Annotated in this window: 10 protein-coding genes; 7 read left to right on the forward strand and 3 right to left on the reverse strand. The window is 46.3% G+C overall.

What is annotated here, in order from left to right:
* Positions 1 to 94: 94 nt before the first annotated feature.
* The 6 genes from FBF61_RS12200 (at position 95) to FBF61_RS12225 (ending at position 15,034) form a co-directional block, all read left to right on the forward strand.
* Positions 95 to 2,539, forward strand: a complete 2,445-nt coding sequence (locus FBF61_RS12200) for an outer membrane beta-barrel family protein (protein ID WP_138477499.1) — start codon at positions 95 to 97, stop codon at positions 2,537 to 2,539.
* A gap of 180 nt (positions 2,540 to 2,719) precedes the next feature.
* Positions 2,720 to 5,149 (forward strand): ABC transporter permease, encoded by a 2,430-nt coding sequence (locus FBF61_RS12205; protein WP_310590269.1) that lies wholly within the window; start codon positions 2,720 to 2,722, stop codon positions 5,147 to 5,149.
* A gap of 111 nt (positions 5,150 to 5,260) precedes the next feature.
* Positions 5,261 to 7,663 carry an ABC transporter permease gene (locus FBF61_RS12210; protein ID WP_138477500.1) on the forward strand — a complete coding sequence of 801 codons (2,403 nt, stop codon included), beginning with the start codon at positions 5,261 to 5,263 and terminating at the stop codon, positions 7,661 to 7,663.
* A gap of 55 nt (positions 7,664 to 7,718) precedes the next feature.
* Positions 7,719 to 10,100, forward strand: a complete 2,382-nt coding sequence (locus tag FBF61_RS12215) for an ABC transporter permease (protein ID WP_138477501.1) — start codon at positions 7,719 to 7,721, stop codon at positions 10,098 to 10,100.
* 57 nt (positions 10,101 to 10,157) lie between these two features.
* Complete coding sequence (locus FBF61_RS12220) at positions 10,158 to 12,533, forward strand: ABC transporter permease (RefSeq protein ID WP_138477502.1); 2,376 nt, start codon at positions 10,158 to 10,160, stop codon at positions 12,531 to 12,533.
* A 104-nt stretch (positions 12,534 to 12,637) separates the two neighbouring features.
* Positions 12,638 to 15,034 carry an ABC transporter permease gene (locus FBF61_RS12225; RefSeq protein WP_138477503.1) on the forward strand — a complete coding sequence of 799 codons (2,397 nt, stop codon included), beginning with the start codon at positions 12,638 to 12,640 and terminating at the stop codon, positions 15,032 to 15,034.
* A 21-nt stretch (positions 15,035 to 15,055) separates the two neighbouring features.
* Here FBF61_RS12225 and FBF61_RS12230 read toward each other — a convergent pair whose 3' ends face one another.
* The 3 genes from FBF61_RS12230 to FBF61_RS12240 form a co-directional block, all read right to left on the reverse strand.
* Entirely contained in the window at positions 15,056 to 15,304 is a 249-nt protein-coding gene (locus tag FBF61_RS12230; protein WP_138477504.1) for a hypothetical protein, read from the reverse strand.
* Between the two features lie 445 nt (positions 15,305 to 15,749).
* Positions 15,750 to 17,327 carry a carbohydrate-binding domain-containing protein gene (locus FBF61_RS12235; RefSeq protein WP_138477505.1) on the reverse strand — a complete coding sequence of 526 codons (1,578 nt, stop codon included), beginning with the start codon at positions 17,325 to 17,327 and terminating at the stop codon, positions 15,750 to 15,752.
* Between the two features lie 90 nt (positions 17,328 to 17,417).
* Positions 17,418 to 18,077, reverse strand: coding sequence for a 2'-5' RNA ligase family protein (locus tag FBF61_RS12240; protein ID WP_138477506.1), 660 nt, complete (start codon positions 18,075 to 18,077; stop codon positions 17,418 to 17,420).
* A gap of 344 nt (positions 18,078 to 18,421) precedes the next feature.
* Here FBF61_RS12240 and FBF61_RS12245 point away from each other — a divergent pair, with 344 nt between their 5' ends.
* Positions 18,422 to 19,027, forward strand: a complete 606-nt coding sequence (locus FBF61_RS12245) for an START domain-containing protein (protein WP_138478097.1) — start codon at positions 18,422 to 18,424, stop codon at positions 19,025 to 19,027.
* Positions 19,028 to 19,070 lie beyond the last annotated feature (43 nt).

Raw genomic sequence — 19,070 nt, forward strand, 5'->3', positions numbered from 1 at the left:
TCGATTCAACTACCGGAAAAATTTTAAAAGAGTGCAAACTCTTACCGGAATTTCTATGCCTTTTCAAATCTGTTAGCCATTTAAAATTTTAGCCATGAAAACATTACTCCTTTTTCTATTTTCGATTCTTTTTTCCGGGCTTGTGTGCATTAGCCAGGCCTCTTTTGGCCAGACTGCCACGCCCGGCGGGGCCAAAATTTCAGGTATTGTCGCGGATTCAGTAAGCAAGAAACCGCTGGATTTGGTGACGGTTAATTTGATGGCCGGAAATACTGCGGTCAAAGCCGATTTTACGAAGACAGATGGTTCTTTTGTATTTCGAAATGTCAAGCCTGCCAAATATTCAGTCGTCATCGTAGGGGTAGGATGCCAAACCAAAATGATTGCGGTGGACCTTTCGGACAGTACCAGAAAGACTGTCGAGCTCGGCTCTGTTGGTATCAGCAGCAACGTGATCGGTCTGAAAGAAGTGACAGTAACCAGTGTTAAACCGATTGTAAAACAAGAAGTTGACCGGATATCCTACGATCTGGAAGCCGACCCGGAAAGCAAGGTTTACAGCGTGCTGGAAATGATGCGGAAAGTACCTTACCTCTCCCTAGACGCGGACGATAATATTTATTTGAAAGGGAATGCCGATTTTAAGATCCTGATCAATGGGAAACCATCGAGTATGATGGAGCGGAGTTACCGGGATGTGTTGCGGAGCATGCCGGCATCTTCTATTGTACGTATCGAGGTGATCACCACGCCTCCGGCCAAGTATGACGCGGAAGGGCTGGCGGGGATTATCAATATTATTACCAATAAAAAAATCGATAATGGTTACAACGGGACGCTGAACGTCAGTGAACGTTTCAGGGTAGGCGGGCCTGGTTTTGGCGGATCTGTTTCGGCAAAACTCGGCAAGCTCGGGATGACAGCGATGGCTGGGGGAGGGCAGTACGACACGCCTTTGACACGTACAATTGTAGGGCGTAGTTCCACCGGGACAGAGCCATCGGAACTGTATCAGGAAAATTATGCCAGATCGGGGAATAAAAACGCTTACATCGGCTACGAGGTTAGTTATGAAGTGGACAGCCTGAACCTGCTGAGCGCCCAGTTGAATTTCAATGGCAGTAAATCAGATGGTTCCGGCCTTCAAAACTCTGTGATCAACGCAAGCGGGGAAACTCTGGAAAGGTATAATGTCACAAACCGCAATGACGGAACAGGTACCGGAATGGATGCGGCGCTGAACTATCAAAAGGGCTTTAAGGCAGATAAAAACCGGTTGCTTACTTTTTCATACCGTTATTATGGGTTCAACAATACCCAAAACAGCAATCTGGTGATCGACGACCGCATTAATTATGACAGGCCTGACTATACGCAGGTCAATGACCAGAGTTTTTCCGAGCAGACTTTTCAGGTCGACTATGTTTACCCTATCAAAAAGTTGAACATCGAAGCTGGTTTAAAAGGGATTATGCGGGATAATCAGAGCGATTTTCAATACAGTGCCTGTAATTCCGAAAGCAAAAAATTTGAGATAGATCCGGGTATGAGCAACAAGTTCAATAACACCCAGAATGTGTTCGGTGCCTACAATACCTATCAGTATAATTTCAAAAAATGGGGCGTGAAGGCGGGTGCCAGGATAGAGCAGACGGTGATCAATGCCGATTTCATTTCGACGGACTCCAAAGTGAAACAGAATTATTTCAATGTGATTCCTTCGGTGTCGGTCAACAGAAAATTGAAAGACAATGGCGGGATCAATTTTGGTTACACCCAGCGTATTCAGCGGCCGGGTATTTATCAGCTCAACCCGTTTGTGGACCGTACCAACCCTAGTTTTGAACGGACGGGAAATCCTGGTTTACGTCCCGCGTTCGTACATGATATGCAGCTGGGGTACAGCAAGTCCAAAAAAGCTTCGGTTAATATAGGCGTAGGCTTTACGAAATTTAAAGACCTGATTTTCCCGGTCGCAGTTTATAACCCTGAAACACAGATCACCCGGACTTCTTTTGGAAATACAGGAACTGCCAGGCTGTTCTCGGGAAACCTGAACGTCAATTATCCGATTACAAAGAGATTGAATTTCAGTACGAATTTCAGGATCGCCCATGGTAAGGTGACGGGCGTTGTCAACGGTGCAGAGATTACCAATAGCGGGATTATGTACCAGTTCTCAGCATCTACCGGCTATCGTCTGGACAAAGGCTGGCGTGTCAATGCTAATCTTAACTGCAATGGCCCCGGCGTGAATTTGCAGGGAACTACCAATTCGATGGTTAGTCCGTCGTTCAGTGTCAATAAAGATATCATCAAGGACAAGCTTTCTTTCTCGGCTGCCGCCAACAATCCTTTTACCAAATTCCGGAAAAATTACTCGACAACCTCCGGGCCGAATTTCAGCCAGTATAACGACAGAAGGGATTATTTCCGGTCGTTCAATCTGAGCCTGAATTATAAATTCGGCAGGCTTAAAGAGGCAATCAAGAAAAATAAAAGAGGAATCAGAAACGACGATGTGCAAAGCGGAAGTTAGGGAAAACAGTACATGCCGGTTCCAGCCGGTATGTACTGTAACAGTGTTCAATATCGGACAGCATGTTGTCATTTTAATGCATAAGTTTCTGTAAATCAGATATTATTAAATCTGGTACAGGATTTTTAAGAACAGAAGCCAAGTACGTTAATGGCCACCTGTTCATTTCTAACCTGACTAATGATGTTTAGCAACTATCTTAAAATCGCCTGGCGTAACCTGCTTCGGAATAAGGTGTACAGCCTGGTAAATATTGCCGGCCTGGCGCTGGGAATTACTGCTTTCCTGCTGATCCTGGAATACGTAAGTTTTGAGAAAAGTGTGAACCAGTTTCACAGGAACCTTCCGCAAATGTACCGGTTATTGAACCTGGGCGTAAAAGGGGAAACCTGGCCGGAGATCGAACCGGGCTGGGCACCTAGGATCAGGCAGGCGTTTCCCGAAGTTAAGGATTACTGCCGCGTTGCCGAAGGGATCGGAAAGGGATTTGTGACTGGCGCAGAATTGAAAAATGAATCATTCCGCGAAAATGCAATAGGTTACGCAGAAGGTAATTTCTTTGACTTTTTTACATTCCCGGTCGTCAGGGGCGACGGCAAGGCATTGGAAAATCCGAAAGTGGTGTTTTTGTCTGAAAAAACAGCCACCAAATATTTTGGCGAACAGAACCCTGTCGGAAAGACACTGACGGTCACTAACCAGTTTGGCGCCTTAACCTACTCTGTGGAAGGTGTTTATGAAAACCCCTCGAATTCGGACATCCAGTTTGACATAATCCTGTCCCTGGCAACTCTTTCCAATGCTGCAAACCTCAATGGAAACGATTGGGCTGCACTCGATAACGATGACTCTCAATACATTAACACCTTTTTTCTGCTGAACAAAGCGGCTGACCCCAAAGCGCTTGAAAAGAAATTAACCACGTTTCGCGACGGTTTACAAAAAGATAAAGACGGAATTCAGTTCCGGTTACAGGCTTTTGCCAACATTCATCTTGCCGATAACCTCAGTGACACATATATGACCAGCGGCAATGTGAAATATGTATATATGCTGCTCATTGTGGCCACCCTGATACTGCTGATCGCCTGGTTCAATTACATCAACCTTTCAACCGCCAACGCACTAAAACGCGCGAATGAAGTTGGTGTGAGAAAGGTCATCGGTGCTACCCCGGGAAATCTTATCATGCAGTTTTTAGGAGAATCGGCTTTGGTTAATGTATTGGGTCTGGGCACTGCGCTTGTTTTGGTAAGCCTGGTTCAGCCTTTTTTCAATCAGCTGATCGGCAAAGAGTTATCTCTCGGCTCACTCGGGAATTCCTCGATGTGGCTGGTCGGACTGGCGCTGTTGCTGGTCGGCGCGCTAAGCTCGGGTATTTATACTGCGTATTCATTTTCAAAATTCAACCCGGTCAAAATACTCAAAGGAAAACTGACCGCCTACGCAGGCGGAGTGTTGCTACGGAAGTCTCTGGTGGTTTCCCAGTTCAGTATTTCCATTGTTTTGATCCTCGCTACGATAGTCATTTACAGCCAGTTGAAATTCATGCAGACGCAGAATCTGGGCATTGATACCAGTCATCTGCTGGTTGTACGCGGACCGGAGTTGGGCAAGGACAGTTCCTATAAAACCCGTCAGAATGCTTTCTGGAATGAACTGGAACAGCAGAGTTTCGTCAAGGATTACAGTCTGTCCGGAACTGTGCCGGGCAACTGGTTCAATTTTAAGACTTCCGGTTTTTCACAACCCGGTTCAAAACCTGGTGATGAGCTCGAAAGCTATGCATTTGCGATCATCGGGGATACTTATCTCAAAACTTATGGCATCCAGCTCAAAACAGGCCGCAATTTTACAGCCGCGGAATGCCGTGTGGAGTGGAACCAAAACAGTAAAGTCTTGCTGAATGAAAAGGCTGTTGAGCAACTTGGTTTTAAATCGGCCGAAGATGCGATCCGAACGAAAGTACAGTGGGACGAAAGGTTTCTGGATGTGATCGGCGTGGTGAAAGACTACCATCATTCGGGTCTCCAGCGGGCGATCGAGCCCATGATTTTTTATCCGCAGGTGAATACGGGTTACATTACCATCCGGCTCACACCTGGTGAAATCCAAAATAAAATGGCCAAGCTGGAAAAGATCTACAAGGGCTATTTTGCGGGAAATCCGTTTGAATATTTCTTCGTCGACGAGAATTTCAACAAACAATATGTGACCGAAAAACAGTACAGCGAAATATTTACAACTGCTTCTGTCTGGGCAATTTTTATCGCGTGTCTGGGCCTTTTCGGACTCGCCACTTTTACAGTTGAAACTCGTACGAAAGAAATCGGTATCAGGAAAGTGCTCGGTGCTTCGGTGGCCAGCATCGTCGGATTGTTGTCGCTGGACTTCCTGAAACTGGTTTTTGTTGCGATCATCATTGCCTGTCCGGTTGCATGGTATTTCATGACCGGCTGGTTGAAGGATTTTGAGTACCAGATCAGGATCACCTGGTGGATTTTCGCCGCCGGCGGCGCTCTGGCCATAATGGTAGCAGTATTGACCATCGGTTTTCAAAGTATCAAAGCAGCTTTGGTCAATCCAGTGAAATCGTTGAAGAGTGATTGACTTTAAGGAGGATGGAGGAAAGGGAGGAGATTATTATACATTCGTCCCTTTCCTCCATCGTCCCTTTCCTACCTTCTCCGCCGCTCCTTTTCCCGTTAAAAGAAAAACACCATGTTCAAAAACTATCTAAAAATCGCGCTCCGTAATCTCTTAAAGCACAAGACATTCAGTGTCATCAGCATTGCCGGCGTGGCGTTGGGGCTTGCTTGTTTTCTGTTGCTGTCGCTTTATGTCAAAGATGAACTGAGCTACGACAGGCACCATGAAAATGCCGACCGTATCTATCGGTTGTCCAGGACTTTTTTGTCGAAAGACGGAACGGCTTCGTTGCGCCTCGGACATGCTGCGCCTCCGTTCGGGCCTCTGGTTGCTCAGGATTTCCCCGAGGTGGAAGAGGTCGTCAGGCTTTTGGAAACCGGTGCATTGGTACAATACGGCGAGAAAATTTTTAATGAAGAGAATATGTTCGCCGCCGAGAACAACCTGTTCAAGGTTTTTACTTTTCATGTGGAGCAGGGCAATCCTCAAAATGCATTGGAAAACCCTTTTTCGATCATGTTTTCGAGACCAATGGCTGAAAAGTATTTTGGTAAAGAAAATCCGGTCGGAAAGATCATCAGGCTTGATAATCAGCTCGACTACACTGTTACGGGCGTTTTTAAACCTTTGCCTGCACAATCTTCTTTTCACCCTGATTTCCTCGTTTCTTTTTCGACATTGAACGACGACCGGGTATACGGAGCCGAAGGTTTAAGGACAAATTTTGGCAACAATTCATTCTCAACGTTCTTACTTCTGCCGAAAGGATATGATCCGCAAAAGCTTGTGAAAGCATTTCCTGTGTTTCAAAATCGCCGTATAGAAGCCAAAGCTTCTACCTATTCGGTGCTTGACCTCATGAAACTCACGGATATCCACCTGCACTCGCATCTGGATTCAGAAATCGAGGCCAATGGCGATATTCAATATGTATATCTGTTTTCGGCCATCGCGATTTTTATACTGATCATCGCCTGCATCAATTACATGAATTTGGCAACGGCGCGGTCTGCCACACGGGCCAAAGAAGTGGGTATGCGCAAAGTGATAGGAGCAGTACGCGCCCAGCTGGTCCGGCAGTTTTTGAGTGAATCCATTCTGATGGTAGTGGTTTCTATGCTTTTTGCGATGATCATTGTGGTGCTTTGCCTGCCTTATCTCAACAATTTTACGCAAAAGACCCTGACAGCGAAAGCCCTGCTCGATCCGTTGTTTCTCTCAATTCTAGCCTGTATTACGCTTTTTACAGGGGTGATAGCAGGCAGCTATCCGGCTTTTTTCATGACTTCTTTTCAGCCGGTCAGTGTATTAAAAGGCAAAATTGCATCCGCCCTGAAAAACGGAAATCTGCGTCAGGTGCTGGTAGTGGCGCAGTTTTCCATAGCTGTGGTACTCATTATTTGTACGGCAGTGGTTTACAATCAGATGCGGTATGTACAGAATTATAAACTGGGTTATTCCAAAGATCAGATCGTTCTTTTACGCGCTGCCGGAGATTCTGCAACCAATTACGAGAGTATCCGGCAACAATTGAAAGAGAATAGCAATATCCTGGAAGTGGGCCGCTCTTCGAGAATTCCGTCAGGACGTTTGCTGGATTCGTGGGAGGCGTATGTGATGAAAGGGGATTCAATGGCGCCGGCCGACATCAGTATCAAGTCTTTGTCGGTGGACGAGGATTTTATTTCAACCTATCAGATCAAAATGGCAGCCGGGAGGAATTTTTCACGGGAATTCACTACGGATAAAACTTCCGGGTTTATCCTGAATGAAACGGCTGTAAAATTGCTGGGCTGGAAAAATCCGCATGACGCGATAGGAAGCAGGTTTGGCTACGGCGAAATCCGCGGACAGATCGTCGGGGTTACCAAAGATTATCATTTTGAGTCCCTGCACCAGAAAGTTGCACCTATTGTGATGTTTTCGCAGCCAGGAAACATGAGGTGGATGTCGGTTCATATTTCAGGGAATAATATTAAAAGTGCGATAGGTCACATGGAGTCGGTCTGGAGGAGGCAGTTTCCGGATGTTCCTTTTGCGTACGAATTTTTGGATCAAAGATTTGGAAAGCTCTATGCACGCGAACAGACACAGCAATTGCTTTTCGGGATTTTTGCGGGAATAGCGATTTTTATTTCATGTATGGGATTACTCGGCCTTTCCATGTTTATGGCAGAGCTCAGGATCAAGGAAATCGGTGTGCGCAAAGTTTTAGGCGCATCCGTGACCAGTCTGGTAATCATGCTTTCCAATGACTTCCTGAAACTGGTCCTGATCGCCATCGTTATTGCGTCGCCAATAGCCTGGTATGCTATGACCAACTGGCTGAAAGATTTTGCGTACCACACACAGGTAAACTGGTGGGTTTTTGCGCTGGCAGGGGTCATTTCCATAGGTATCGCCCTGCTCACGATCAGTTTTCAAAGTATCAAAGCAGCATTAATGAACCCGGTGAAATCGTTAAAGAGCGAGTAGCACCCGGAACCCGAAAAAAACCAAATTTCAACCACATAACAGTCAATACCAGGAAATGTTAAGAAGCTACCTAAAAATCGCCCTCCGTAATCTCTGGAAGCACAAAGTGTTTTCGTTTATTAACATAATGGGCCTGACGGTTGGGATGTCGGCCTGTTTCCTGATATTCCTTTATGTCAATTTCGAATTGAAATATGATGCTTTTCATTCCAAAGCCGACCGGATTTACAGACTGGTAACGGATATCAAAACACCCTCGGAAACGATCTACGCGCCAATTACTTCATGGGCATTTGCACCGGCCATTAAAAATGATCTTCCTGAAGTGGAGGAGTTTGCGCGGGTTAGCGGAGGCAGTTTCCTGGTACGCAAAGGCAATATCAAATTCCAGGAGGAAAAAACGGTTTTTGCAGACTCATCCTTGTTCCGCGTTTTTGATTTCAAACTGATCAAGGGAAATCCCAAAACAGCCCTTAAGGATCAGTTAAGCATCGTTTTTACGGAAAAAGCAGCAAAAAAGTATTTCGGCGATACCGATCCGGTGGGACAGACATTGCTTTTATCGGGCGAAGGGCTGCCTGCAACCGTGACCGGTGTCATGAAAGACATTCCTGATAATTCGCAGATCAAAGGCGACATGTTTGTATCGATGTCGACCCTTACTCAGCGGTTCAATAAAGGACTTGACGACCAGTGGTCCAATTTTGGCGCATCGACCTATTTACTTTTGAAGCCGGGAACTACGGGAAAAGCGATGGAAAAGAAATTTCCTGCATTTCTTCAGAACCGCGCGGGTAAACTGATGAAGGAAAATCAGATGTTCTACACCCTTTTAATGGAGCCTTTGAGAGATGTTTACCTGCATTCCACCCGAGAGGGGCAGGAAAAGGGCAGCATGAACAATGTCTATATCTTTTCGGTTGTGGCTGTTTTTATATTGCTGATCGCATGTATCAATTTTGTAAATCTCACCACTGCACGGTCGGCGGAAAGGGCGAAGGAAGTAGGCGTTCGCAAGGTTGTCGGTGCACCCCGGGCGCTTCTTGCCAGGCAATTTATCATTGAATCGGTCTTGCTATGCCTCATTGCATTTATATTTTCAACTGTTCTCTCAGCCCTCCTGATCCCTTTATTCAACAACCTGGCCGGAAAAACGGTCAGTACCGGAATTTTATCAAACCTCCCATTTGTCCTGGGAATGTTCCTGGCCGCCATAATGATCGGTATGCTGGCTGGTATTTACCCGGCACTTGTATTGTCGTCTTTTGAGCCGGTTGTTGTATTAAAAGGACGTTTCGCGACAAGTGTGAAAGGGATCTTGTTGAGAAAAGGGCTGGTAGCGGCCCAATTTGCCATCTCTATCGCGCTGATTATTGCCACAATCGTAGTTTATACGCAAATGAATTTCATGCGGAACCGCGACCTGGGTTTCAGCAAAGATCAGATGCTGATCATTAATACCGAGGGTGACCCCAAAAAACTGGCATTCAAACAATCTCTGGAAGGTCTGACGGGGGTATTGTCAACGGCAGCTTCATCCAGTGTTCCGGGCAGCGGTAATCCCGGTGCTTATTCGGAAATAGAAAACAAAAGCGGGGATTTGCAGATTGCCAATCTGGACCTGTATTTCGTCGATTTCGATTATATCCCGCAGTTTAAGCTGAAAATGGTTGCGGGAAGGGCTTTTTCAAGAGAATTTGGCACGGATACAACCCAAGCCATGGTGATGAATGAGTCCGCGGTAAAACTGTTTGGTTACAGTTCTCCGCAGGAAGCAATCGGCCGGCGTTTCAGGCAGTGGGGCAGGGAAGGGAAGATTGTAGGTGTCGTAAAGGATTTTCATTTCCGGTCTTTGCAGGAAAATATCAAGCCGCTGACGATGCGTATCGAACCGGGTGGCTGCGATTTGGTCTCCGTGAAAGTTGCAGGAGGGAATTTGCAATCGTCTATTGCGGCCATAGAAAGCAAGTGGAAGTCGATCATGCCGGAACGGCCTTTCAGTTATTATTTTATGGACGAATTCTTTGACCGGCAGTACCGGAGCGAAGAACGTTTCGAAAAGCTGTTTTTCAACTTTGCGATCCTCGCGATATTTATATCCTGCCTCGGTTTGCTGGGTCTGGCTTCGTACAGCACCATGCAGCGGACCAAAGAAATCGGCGTACGGAAAGTGATGGGTGCCTCCTTAGGGAGTATCGTTGCGCTTTTATCCCGCGATTTCCTGATCCTCGTTGTTATTTCCTTTTTCATCGCCGCTCCTATAGCCTACTATTTCATGAGCCAGTGGCTCGAACATTTTGCCTACCGGACCAACATACAATGGTGGATATTCCTTGTAGCCGCCGTGATCGCCGTCGCCATAGCTTTTTTAACGGTAAGTTTCCAAAGTATCAAAGCGGCATTGATGAACCCGGTGAAATCGTTGAGGAGTGAGTAAGGGGAGGAAAGGGACGATGGAGGAAAGGGAGGAGGAAAAGACAAAAGTCAAAAAATTATGCTGACAAATTATCTGAAAATTGCCTGGCGGAATCTGATGGGAGCGAAGGGATATGCTTTTATCAACATTACCGGGCTTGCTGTGGGCATGGCTTCGTCGATGCTTATTTTTCTATGGATACGCCATGAGCTGACTTTCGATCGGTTTTACCCGAAAACGGGCCGGCTTTTCCAGGTTTATAATGAAGATAAAATCAATGGTGAGATGTTCGTCTGGGGATCCACACCTTCGGTACTTGCCCCCGCATTGAAACAAGATTACCCCGAAATCGAAAACGCTACGAGATACCTGCCGGTAGGGCAATTGCTTTCGGCAAACGACAAGCATATACATGTTGATGGCAATTTCGCCGATCCGGCTTTTCTGGATATGTTCGATGTCGCTTTTTTATACGGTAATAAAACACGGGCATTGTCGGATCAGAACGGTATCATTTTAACAAAATCCCTGGCTGAAAAACTATTCGGAACGGCTGATGTGATTGGTAAAACAATACGGATAGAGCGGAAAGACAATTTCACAGTTACTGGTATTCTTGAAGATTTCCCAGCCAATTCGAGCTTTAAAGACATTGGTTATATACTCCCCTGGCAATATCTCGAAACCTTGGGCTGGACCAACGGTGACTGGAATAATAACAATTTTTACACCTATGTTTTACTGAACGAAAAAGCAGACCCCGCCGTAGTGAACCGGAAAATCAGCAAAGCTACCGCCAGTCATCTGAAAGGTGTCCTGAGTGATGTTTCAAACCGGAAAATATTTCTTCACGGGGCGGATAAATGGCATTTGTATTCCAGGCAGGAAAATGGAAAACTCGTTGGCGGACAGATTGTGACGGTCCGGTTATTCGGTTTTATTGCGGCGTTTGCGTTACTGATCGCCTGTTTTAATTTCGTCAATCTGAGTACGGCAAGAAGTGAAAAGCGGGCAAAGGAAGTGGGGATCAGAAAAGTAGCGGGAGCGCCCAGAACAGCGCTGGTCTTTCAGTTTATCAGCGAATCCGTAATCCTTGCATTATGCTCGGGACTGGTGGCGTTCCTGATCGTTTTTACCAGTCTTCCGGCCTTTAACGCTCTGCTCGGCTCTCAAATCGTAGTGCAAGTCGGGTCTGTGTATTTCTGGGTTGCGGCAGTCGGTTATGTATTCCTGACGGGCGTTCTGGCAGGGATTTATCCCGCCTTTTTCTTGTCCGGATTTCAGCCGGTTACGGTTATCAAAGGCACTTTCCGGTCTGTTAATTCCGTGTTTTCGACCCGCAAAGGTTTGGTTGTCCTGCAATTTACGTTTGCCATCGTGCTGATTATTTCTACGCTGGTCATCAGACAGCAGATCGGTCACGCACAAAAACGGGACAGTGGTTATGATAAGACTAATTTGTTGTTCACGCAGCTTACCGGCGATCTTCAACAGCATTACAATATAGTACAGCAGGAGCTGGTATCCGGTGGCGCAGCCATTTCAGTCAGTAAATCCATCGGCCCGATCACCCGCCTGAATACCCGGCACTGGGGTGTATCCTGGCCGGGAAGTACTCAGAAAGACAAGGATATCGAGTTTGTGCCGTTTGGCGCAGACTTTGATTTTCTAAAAACAAATGGTGTGAAATTGATGGCCGGCAGGGATATCGACGTCCGCAAATTCCCGACAGATTCGACTGCACTGATGTTGAATGAAGCGGCGGTTAAAACCATGCGTCTGAAAGATCCTTTGGGAACAACAGTGAAATTTAGTGGCAAAGAGTGGCATGTGGTTGGTGTTGTGAAGGATTTTATTTTCGCTTCACCTTACGAAACCGTTAATCCGGTGCTGATTTCCGGCCCAGCCTATGGCCTATCCTGGGCAAGCCTTCGCCTGAACCCGCAGAATACTCCCGCACGTAACCTCGAAATTGCACAGGCAATTTTTAAAAAATACAACCCCGAGTACCCTTTTGAATACACATTTGCCGACGAATCATACCGGGCGAAGTTTGCCGACGAGCAACGTACAGGTAAGCTTACCGGTCTCTTTACCGGCTTGACTATCCTTATTTCGTGTCTGGGTCTGTTCGGTCTGGCGGCGTATTCGGCCAGTCAGCGGACCAAGGAGATCGGTGTCCGGAAAGTACTTGGGGCATCGGTGGTCAGTATCATACAGTTGCTTTCGAGTGAGTTTGTCAGGCCTGTTTGCGTTTCCTTTTTGATCGCCGCGCCAATCGCCTGGTATGCGATGGACCAATGGCTGCAAGGTTATCAATACAGAATTTCAATCAGTATTACAGTTTTTGCGGTTACAGGTCTCTTATCAGTGCTGATCGTGCTTACGACCGTCAGTTTTCAGGCCGTCAAAGCGGCATTGATGAATCCGGTGGAATCGTTGAGGAGCGAGTAGTTCCAGCCGTCAGCTATTCGTTCCCTGGGACGGGTTTTTAAAAACAGGTATAAATAAACGTTGAAAAGAGCCGAAAGCTGACCGCCGACGGTTGACAGCCAAAGATGCTAAAAAACCATATAACCCTCATATTTCGGAATCTTGTCAGAAACAAGGTTTACTCTTTTGTCAATATATCTGGCCTCGCGGTCGGGCTGGCGGCGGCTATGCTGATCATCCTTTATATCAAGGATGAAAAAAGCTATGACCGTTTTCATGCCAATAATCCGAACATTTACCGGATTGTGAATCAGTGGATTAACCCTGACGGAAGTGTGAAGCAGGGTGATGGCGTTACCGGCAGTTTTCCGGGGCCGAAATTCAAGGCAGCCATTCCGGAAATCCAGTCGTATGTGCGGGTAATGGGTGATTTTATGGATATCCGTACCGGGCGCGACATCAAAGGCCACGAAGTGTTGCGGGTTGATTCCGGCTTTCTCTCATTTTTTTCATTTCCGCTGATTCATGGAAACGCCCGGGAATCTCTTAAACGCCCGAATTCTGTGGTTATTTCGGAAGACATGGCTGAGCAAATTTTCGGGACACGTGACGTTTTGGGAAGAACACTTGAAATGAAAAGGACAAAGGATTTTGAGCCATTTGTGATTTCAGGCATATCCAGAAGGTGCCCCCAAAACTCTTCTTTCAAATTCGACTTTTTGATCAGGTTAAATACAGATAATATTGACTATCAGAACAGTGAGAACTGGTTCAACTTCAATTTGAACACCTTCGTAATCCTTTCCCCCAAAGCGCAGGTGCCGGCGGTTGAAGCAAAAATGAAGCGTGTGTATGAGTCTGATGCCAGAGAGGCGATCGTGGCGATGAGCACGAAATACGATGTAAAGGAATCTGCCCGTTACTTGCTGCAACCACTTGCCGACATGCACCTCAGCACAGAGTTCGTGGCTATGAACGGACTAAAAGATGCCAGCAATCCCATGTATTCGTACATTCTCACCGGTATTGCACTTTTTATATTGCTGATCGCCTGCATCAACTTCATTAACATGTCAATTGCCCACTCACTGAAGCGGGCAAGGGAAATTGGCGTCAGAAAAGCGGTTGGGGGAGGAAAGGGGCAATTGGTTACGCAGTTTTTGGGAGAGTCGTTTTTGCTTACCTCCATTTCTTTTGGGCTGGCCCTTTTGCTGCTGGAACTCGTGTTGCCCACTTTCAACGCCCTGTCTAACAAGGTATTGGCGATTTCATATTTGTTTGATTCTGCGTTGATTCTCAGTTACCTGGTCTTGTTAATAGTAACAGGTTTACTCACAGGGATTTATCCTGCTTTTATACTCACCAATTATAACCCCGTAGAGGCGTTGTACAGCCGGCTCAATCTGGCTGGGAAAAATTATGTGCAAAAAGGCCTGGTTGTCCTGCAGTTCACTTTTGCGTCTTTTCTCATCATCGCAACCGTTACGGTTTTCTATCAGTTTGATTATCTGGTTTCCAAGGATCTGGGATATGATGATAAGAATGTGGTACTGGTGAACAAGAACGGCCTGGATCAAAATAAAGTCAGCTTGTTCAAGCAGGAACTATTGAAAAGCAATGATATACTGGTAGTAGCAGCTAAAAACGCGGGCGGCTGGGGAAGCGTTGCAAAGATCAACGGCGATACGCAGATCGATTTTGAACAAGAGACGATCGACGAGAGCTTTTTGCCGTTGTTTAAAATACCCCTGGTAAAAGGCCGGAATTTTTCGAAAGATTTTCCCTCTGACTCGATAAGCTCAGTGTTGGTCAACGAATCGTTTGTGAAAAAGGCTGCCTGGAAAGACCCAATCGGGCAGGAAGTGAAATTTATGCTGAGTAATAACAAAATTTATCGCGTTGTGGGTGTTGTCAGGGACTATCATTTTGCAGCGCTTAATCAGCAGATCAGGCCCCAGCTTTTTGTCATGAAATCTCAAAACGGATACGGATTGATGAATATCAGGATCAAGCCGAATTCCGAAACCGCTGCTTTGAAATATATAGGAAATACCTTTCACAGACTTTTCCCAGTGGATGCCTACGCATACCGTTTCCGGGACCAGGTGAACGCAGGAAACTACGAATCGGAGCTGAAATGGAAACAAATTATGCTTTTCGGTGCTGTACTGACGATCCTTATTTCCTGTTTCGGGTTATTCGGGCTGGCCACACTTTCAGCGGAAAGGCGTACAAAGGAAATCGGTATCCGAAAAGTACTGGGTGCCTCCGTTGCCGGTATTATGATGCTGCTTAGTAAAGATTTTATCAAACTCGTGGCAATATCGTTTATTATAGCGTTTCCCGCAGCTTGGTTCGCAATGCAGAAATGGCTGGAAAACTACCCTTACAGAACTGACCTTAACCCTGGCATTTTTACCTTTACCATGCTGGCCGTGATCATAATAGCTTTATTAACAGTAGGATACCAGGCAGGCAATGCAGCTTTAACAAATCCTGTGAAATCTTTGCGCAGTGAATAAGGTTTCCCCACAGCCCTTTCCCTAGCGGGACCGCGCCCTGTTAAAGTCGGCGATTTGCCTTATCAAGTCAGTAATGATACTGCAGTCGTCAATGACTTCCTGTGTATGGCTTATGGAAGGTCTGTGATCTTCCACTGGACGCAGGTAATGTAGCAAAATGTCGATATACTGGCGTTCAAGCATAACAGGATCGATGCCTGTTCCTAGAAAATTCTCAATGATCTGCGCTGGTGTGAGCTCTTCGGGCACTTCTTCAGAATTAGTTAGCATGTGGTGCATGTTTGAAGGTTTGAGTGCAGCAAAAAACGGTGCCGCACTTGCCGTTGCTCAATCCCAAACAGGGCAATGGTATTTAATCCATTACGGTAGCCACGACACCGTTCATACGTATACGCAGAAGTGTGTACCACATAGAAACCGCCAACTGTTGTCGGCTAGGTATTTTGTTTGAGATTCGAGCATAGCAAACGTAAGGCTCCATTTTCTCAATATCAAATACAATGTACCAACGGCAGCAATAATTGCAAAAATAGGCCAGGAAGCAATTTTTTGCCGGATCATCCAATGAGCAAACGGTAAGATATACCTGCAAGCTGGCGGCGGGCCGCACTCGGCACCCTATTCACTTAAATTGAGAAACCCATAAAAAAACCGGAAACCGAATGTTGTCCAAAAACAACATTCAGCCCCGGATCGCAGGAAAAACAGTGACGTGTTAAGGCCCGGTACTGCCGCCCACTCTGGTGACCATCGCTGAGGTTGTAAAGGACGATGCCTTTGTACCTGCCGTGTATGCACCGCTGGTGTAAAGCCCGTTGAATTCCGTCGTACCCGATACACTGCCACCGGTAAAGATGTTATAAGTCTGGTTCAGCTTTAACTTCGGACTGGAAAACAGCATTGTACTGTAATTTCGCGGGACCAAAAATGTGACAGCCTCCGATCCGTCTGCTGCCTGGATATGGACGAGTTGATTGGCCGTGCCGCTTCCCAGTAAGGCTGATGGCTGCGTGCTCGCATTGGCGGTCGGCGTGCTGCTGGATCCGCCTATGCCGATTAAAATTCCCCCTGTGATTTTAAATGTACTGCGGTCACAGTCAAAACCGGCTTCCGGAGACCCGGCTCCCACAGCAATAACTGTCCCTCCCGTCACCGTCAGCGGACCATTTGAATCTATCGCATCGTTGGAAGTGCTGTACGCGTAAATATTGCCTCCGTTGATATAGATGAAAGTACCGGCGTTTATGGCGTCGTCCGCTGTTTTGGCCACAATTGTGCCGCCGTTGATCGTCATGATACTTTTACTTTCAATGCCTTCGCCGGCAGTTGAAGTAATATCGAACGTACCGCCGTTGATAGTCAGATAAGGATCAATGCTTGTATCCGTATCATAAGATGCAGTAATTGCCTTGTCGGCGACATTGATTTTGAAAGTACCGTTATTGATCACAATAAACCCCTCTTCACACTGAATTCCGTCCCCGGCAGTGGTAATATCAATAATTCCGCCGTCGGCAATAAATGCGTCGTTGGCATGGATACCGTCGGATGCTGAGGCTGGTACTGTAATGGTCCCGCTGATAATGCGGATATAGTCGTCGCTGCAAATGGCGTGTTTGTAATTTCCTTTTACATTCAGGCTGCCACTTCCGCTGAATATCAGTTGGCCTTCACTGAACAACGTTGCCTTCATGTCTTCGCTACCGCTTGCCGTATACGTTGCTCCGTCGATGAGCGTATTAGTCGTGTTATTGTTCAGTACGATAAATGCCCTTTTCGACGATTGCACGTTAATGGCAGGCCCACTTGGATTGGTAATGTTTACGCCGTTTAACGTGAGTTTGAATTTTTTATCACTGTAAATTTTGAATGAACCGCTCGTGGTCGTTCCTGAAAGTACATACTCTACCTCGGAAACAGTTGAATTAACAATAACGTCGCCATTGGTTGCGGTCACGGTAACCCCGGCACTGGCCAGTGGATTGGAAATACTTACAGTTGTTCCAAATTCAATAGTTACCGCGGAGGAAAAAACAGAATTGGCGAGGAGGTCTTCTTCATCGGCGGCAGTACCGGTGTTGCCTTCCGCAGTGCCTGATGAAGTTGTGGTACTGTCGATGGTAACGGCTCCGGTATTGGTTTCTTCATTTTCAATAGTAACATCATCCTTGGAACAAGCCGCGAATGTAATGATGATCAGGATCAAAAGCAGGTGGATGCCAGATTTTTGCTTTCCGATGCAATGCGCCCAAACCGGCGACGGGGAGATTTTTAATGGATTACGAGGTGTCATTTTTCTTTGCTGAGTCGGTATCAGAATTGATTACTGTTACCGATACGCCGCAAATTGTGTGTGCGTTGCATAACTTCAAAGCTCGCCTCTTCAGGGTGTGTCAGGGAAGAGCGAACCTTGTATATATGGATCTTCGGGAAGACCTAGCAGCGGGAAACGTTGAACCACCTCATATCGGGAGCCTTTGAGCAGCGATCTGCGGAGAAGGGTTATCTCATTGATGGAAGTAGTTGTGTTAAATTTCCGGGGGCTCCACTCTTTCTTTGCCCGCTCCATCTGCTCGTCCGTCATATTTTTGGCAATGGTGATATGCGGTGTCGCGCAGAATTTATTTTCTCCCGGCGACCAGCGTCGTACGTGTTCCCCGGTCCTTGCTTTTAATGCTGCCACCAATGTGAGTATCTGCCGGGAGACTTTCTTTTCCACACCAATATACATGGTGCCATGCTCAAAATTGTCAAAGCCGTCGAGTTCCATTTTCATCGGCTTTGTATGCCGGGCGATTTTTGCACACGCCTGTATGACCGGATCAATCTTACTTTCGTTGATGACGCAGTGGAATAGTGTGAGGTAGGGACGCAATTTTGCAGCCTGCATACAGCCATATTGCTGTTCAAAGTACTGCTTGAAACTCATGATGATCGTTTCGGTAATCTGGTCACAGGAAAATACGAGGAGGTACTCATACATGTGATGCCGGATGCTTGCGAGGGTGTTCCAGTGATTGTTGTTGACATGCGTAGATTTCATACCACTAATTTTTAAACTGAAATGAAAACTTTATATACAAAAATAATAATTGGTTTTTAAAATATCAAATGTATGATCCTGAAAGTATCATTATTTTTTTAAATATTTGATAAAAAGCTGATTGTGGGTGATTGTGGACGATTTTGAAAAGTTGGGTATTCGTAGAGAGTTGAGCGTATTTGAAATCTACGACGAACTACCAACTACGCCGATATCTGAAACGAGCTTTATGTCATGCGGAACATGCTTTCTGACATTCTGCACATATTTTGGTTTGGAATCGAGCGTTTATGTTGGAAGTTTGCAGTGCCATGAAGAAATCAATCCTTATTTTAATTTTATACATGCTGCAAGCGGCTGTTGTCCGCGGTCAGGCCGACTGGAAGTTTCTAACTGCCAAAAGCGGGATCAAGGTGTATACCAAATCCATACCCGACTCCAAAATAAAAGCGCTCAGAATAGAATGTAATGTTAACGCAAGTGCTTCGGAGGTCGTGGCTTTGCTGATGGACATCCCGGCGGCTGTGAGATGGGTGAGCCATACCAAATCATGCGTGCTGATCCGAAAGGTTTCTCCCGCCGAGCTGTATTATTACACTGAAATCAGTTTGCCCTGGCCACTTGAAAATCGTGATTTTTCAGCGCATGTTAAAGTTTCTCAGGATTTGGCTACGAAAATTGTAACCGTAAACGCGCCTGCGGTTCCTGGCTGGGTTCCGGTCAAACCCGGGATTGTAAGAATCAGTCATTCGAAAGGTTTCTGGACCATTACGCCAACAGACAAAGGCAGGGTAAAGATCGATTATATATTGGAAGTTGATCCCGGAGGTAACATCCCGCCCGTGGTCGTGAACACCTTCGCCAGCCAGGGCCCGATCGAGACCTTCATGAATATGAGAAAGGAATTGCAGACTGGAAAGTATAAGAGTGTTGTAACGGGGATCGAGTAGGGAATAGCTCTGCTTTGTCAATGATATTGCTGTCCAGCTTGAG

The sequence above is a fragment of the Dyadobacter bucti genome (assembly GCF_005869225.1).
GTDB classification, from domain to species: domain Bacteria; phylum Bacteroidota; class Bacteroidia; order Cytophagales; family Spirosomataceae; genus Dyadobacter; species Dyadobacter bucti.

What these genes read in the sequence shown, in the direction of transcription:
- FBF61_RS12200 (WP_138477499.1), top strand. Translation starts at nt 95, where the DNA reads ATGAAAACATTACTCCTTTTTCTATTTTCGATTCTTTTTTCCGGGCTT.
- FBF61_RS12205 (WP_310590269.1), top strand. Translation starts at nt 2,720, where the DNA reads ATGATGTTTAGCAACTATCTTAAAATCGCCTGGCGTAACCTGCTTCGG.
- FBF61_RS12210 (WP_138477500.1), top strand. Translation starts at nt 5,261, where the DNA reads ATGTTCAAAAACTATCTAAAAATCGCGCTCCGTAATCTCTTAAAGCAC.
- FBF61_RS12215 (WP_138477501.1), top strand. Translation starts at nt 7,719, where the DNA reads ATGTTAAGAAGCTACCTAAAAATCGCCCTCCGTAATCTCTGGAAGCAC.
- FBF61_RS12220 (WP_138477502.1), top strand. Translation starts at nt 10,158, where the DNA reads ATGCTGACAAATTATCTGAAAATTGCCTGGCGGAATCTGATGGGAGCG.
- FBF61_RS12225 (WP_138477503.1), top strand. Translation starts at nt 12,638, where the DNA reads ATGCTAAAAAACCATATAACCCTCATATTTCGGAATCTTGTCAGAAAC.
- FBF61_RS12230 (WP_138477504.1), bottom strand. Translation starts at nt 15,304, where the DNA reads ATGCTAACTAATTCTGAAGAAGTGCCCGAAGAGCTCACACCAGCGCAG.
- FBF61_RS12235 (WP_138477505.1), bottom strand. Translation starts at nt 17,327, where the DNA reads ATGACACCTCGTAATCCATTAAAAATCTCCCCGTCGCCGGTTTGGGCG.
- FBF61_RS12240 (WP_138477506.1), bottom strand. Translation starts at nt 18,077, where the DNA reads ATGAAATCTACGCATGTCAACAACAATCACTGGAACACCCTCGCAAGC.
- FBF61_RS12245 (WP_138478097.1), top strand. Translation starts at nt 18,422, where the DNA reads ATGCTGCAAGCGGCTGTTGTCCGCGGTCAGGCCGACTGGAAGTTTCTA.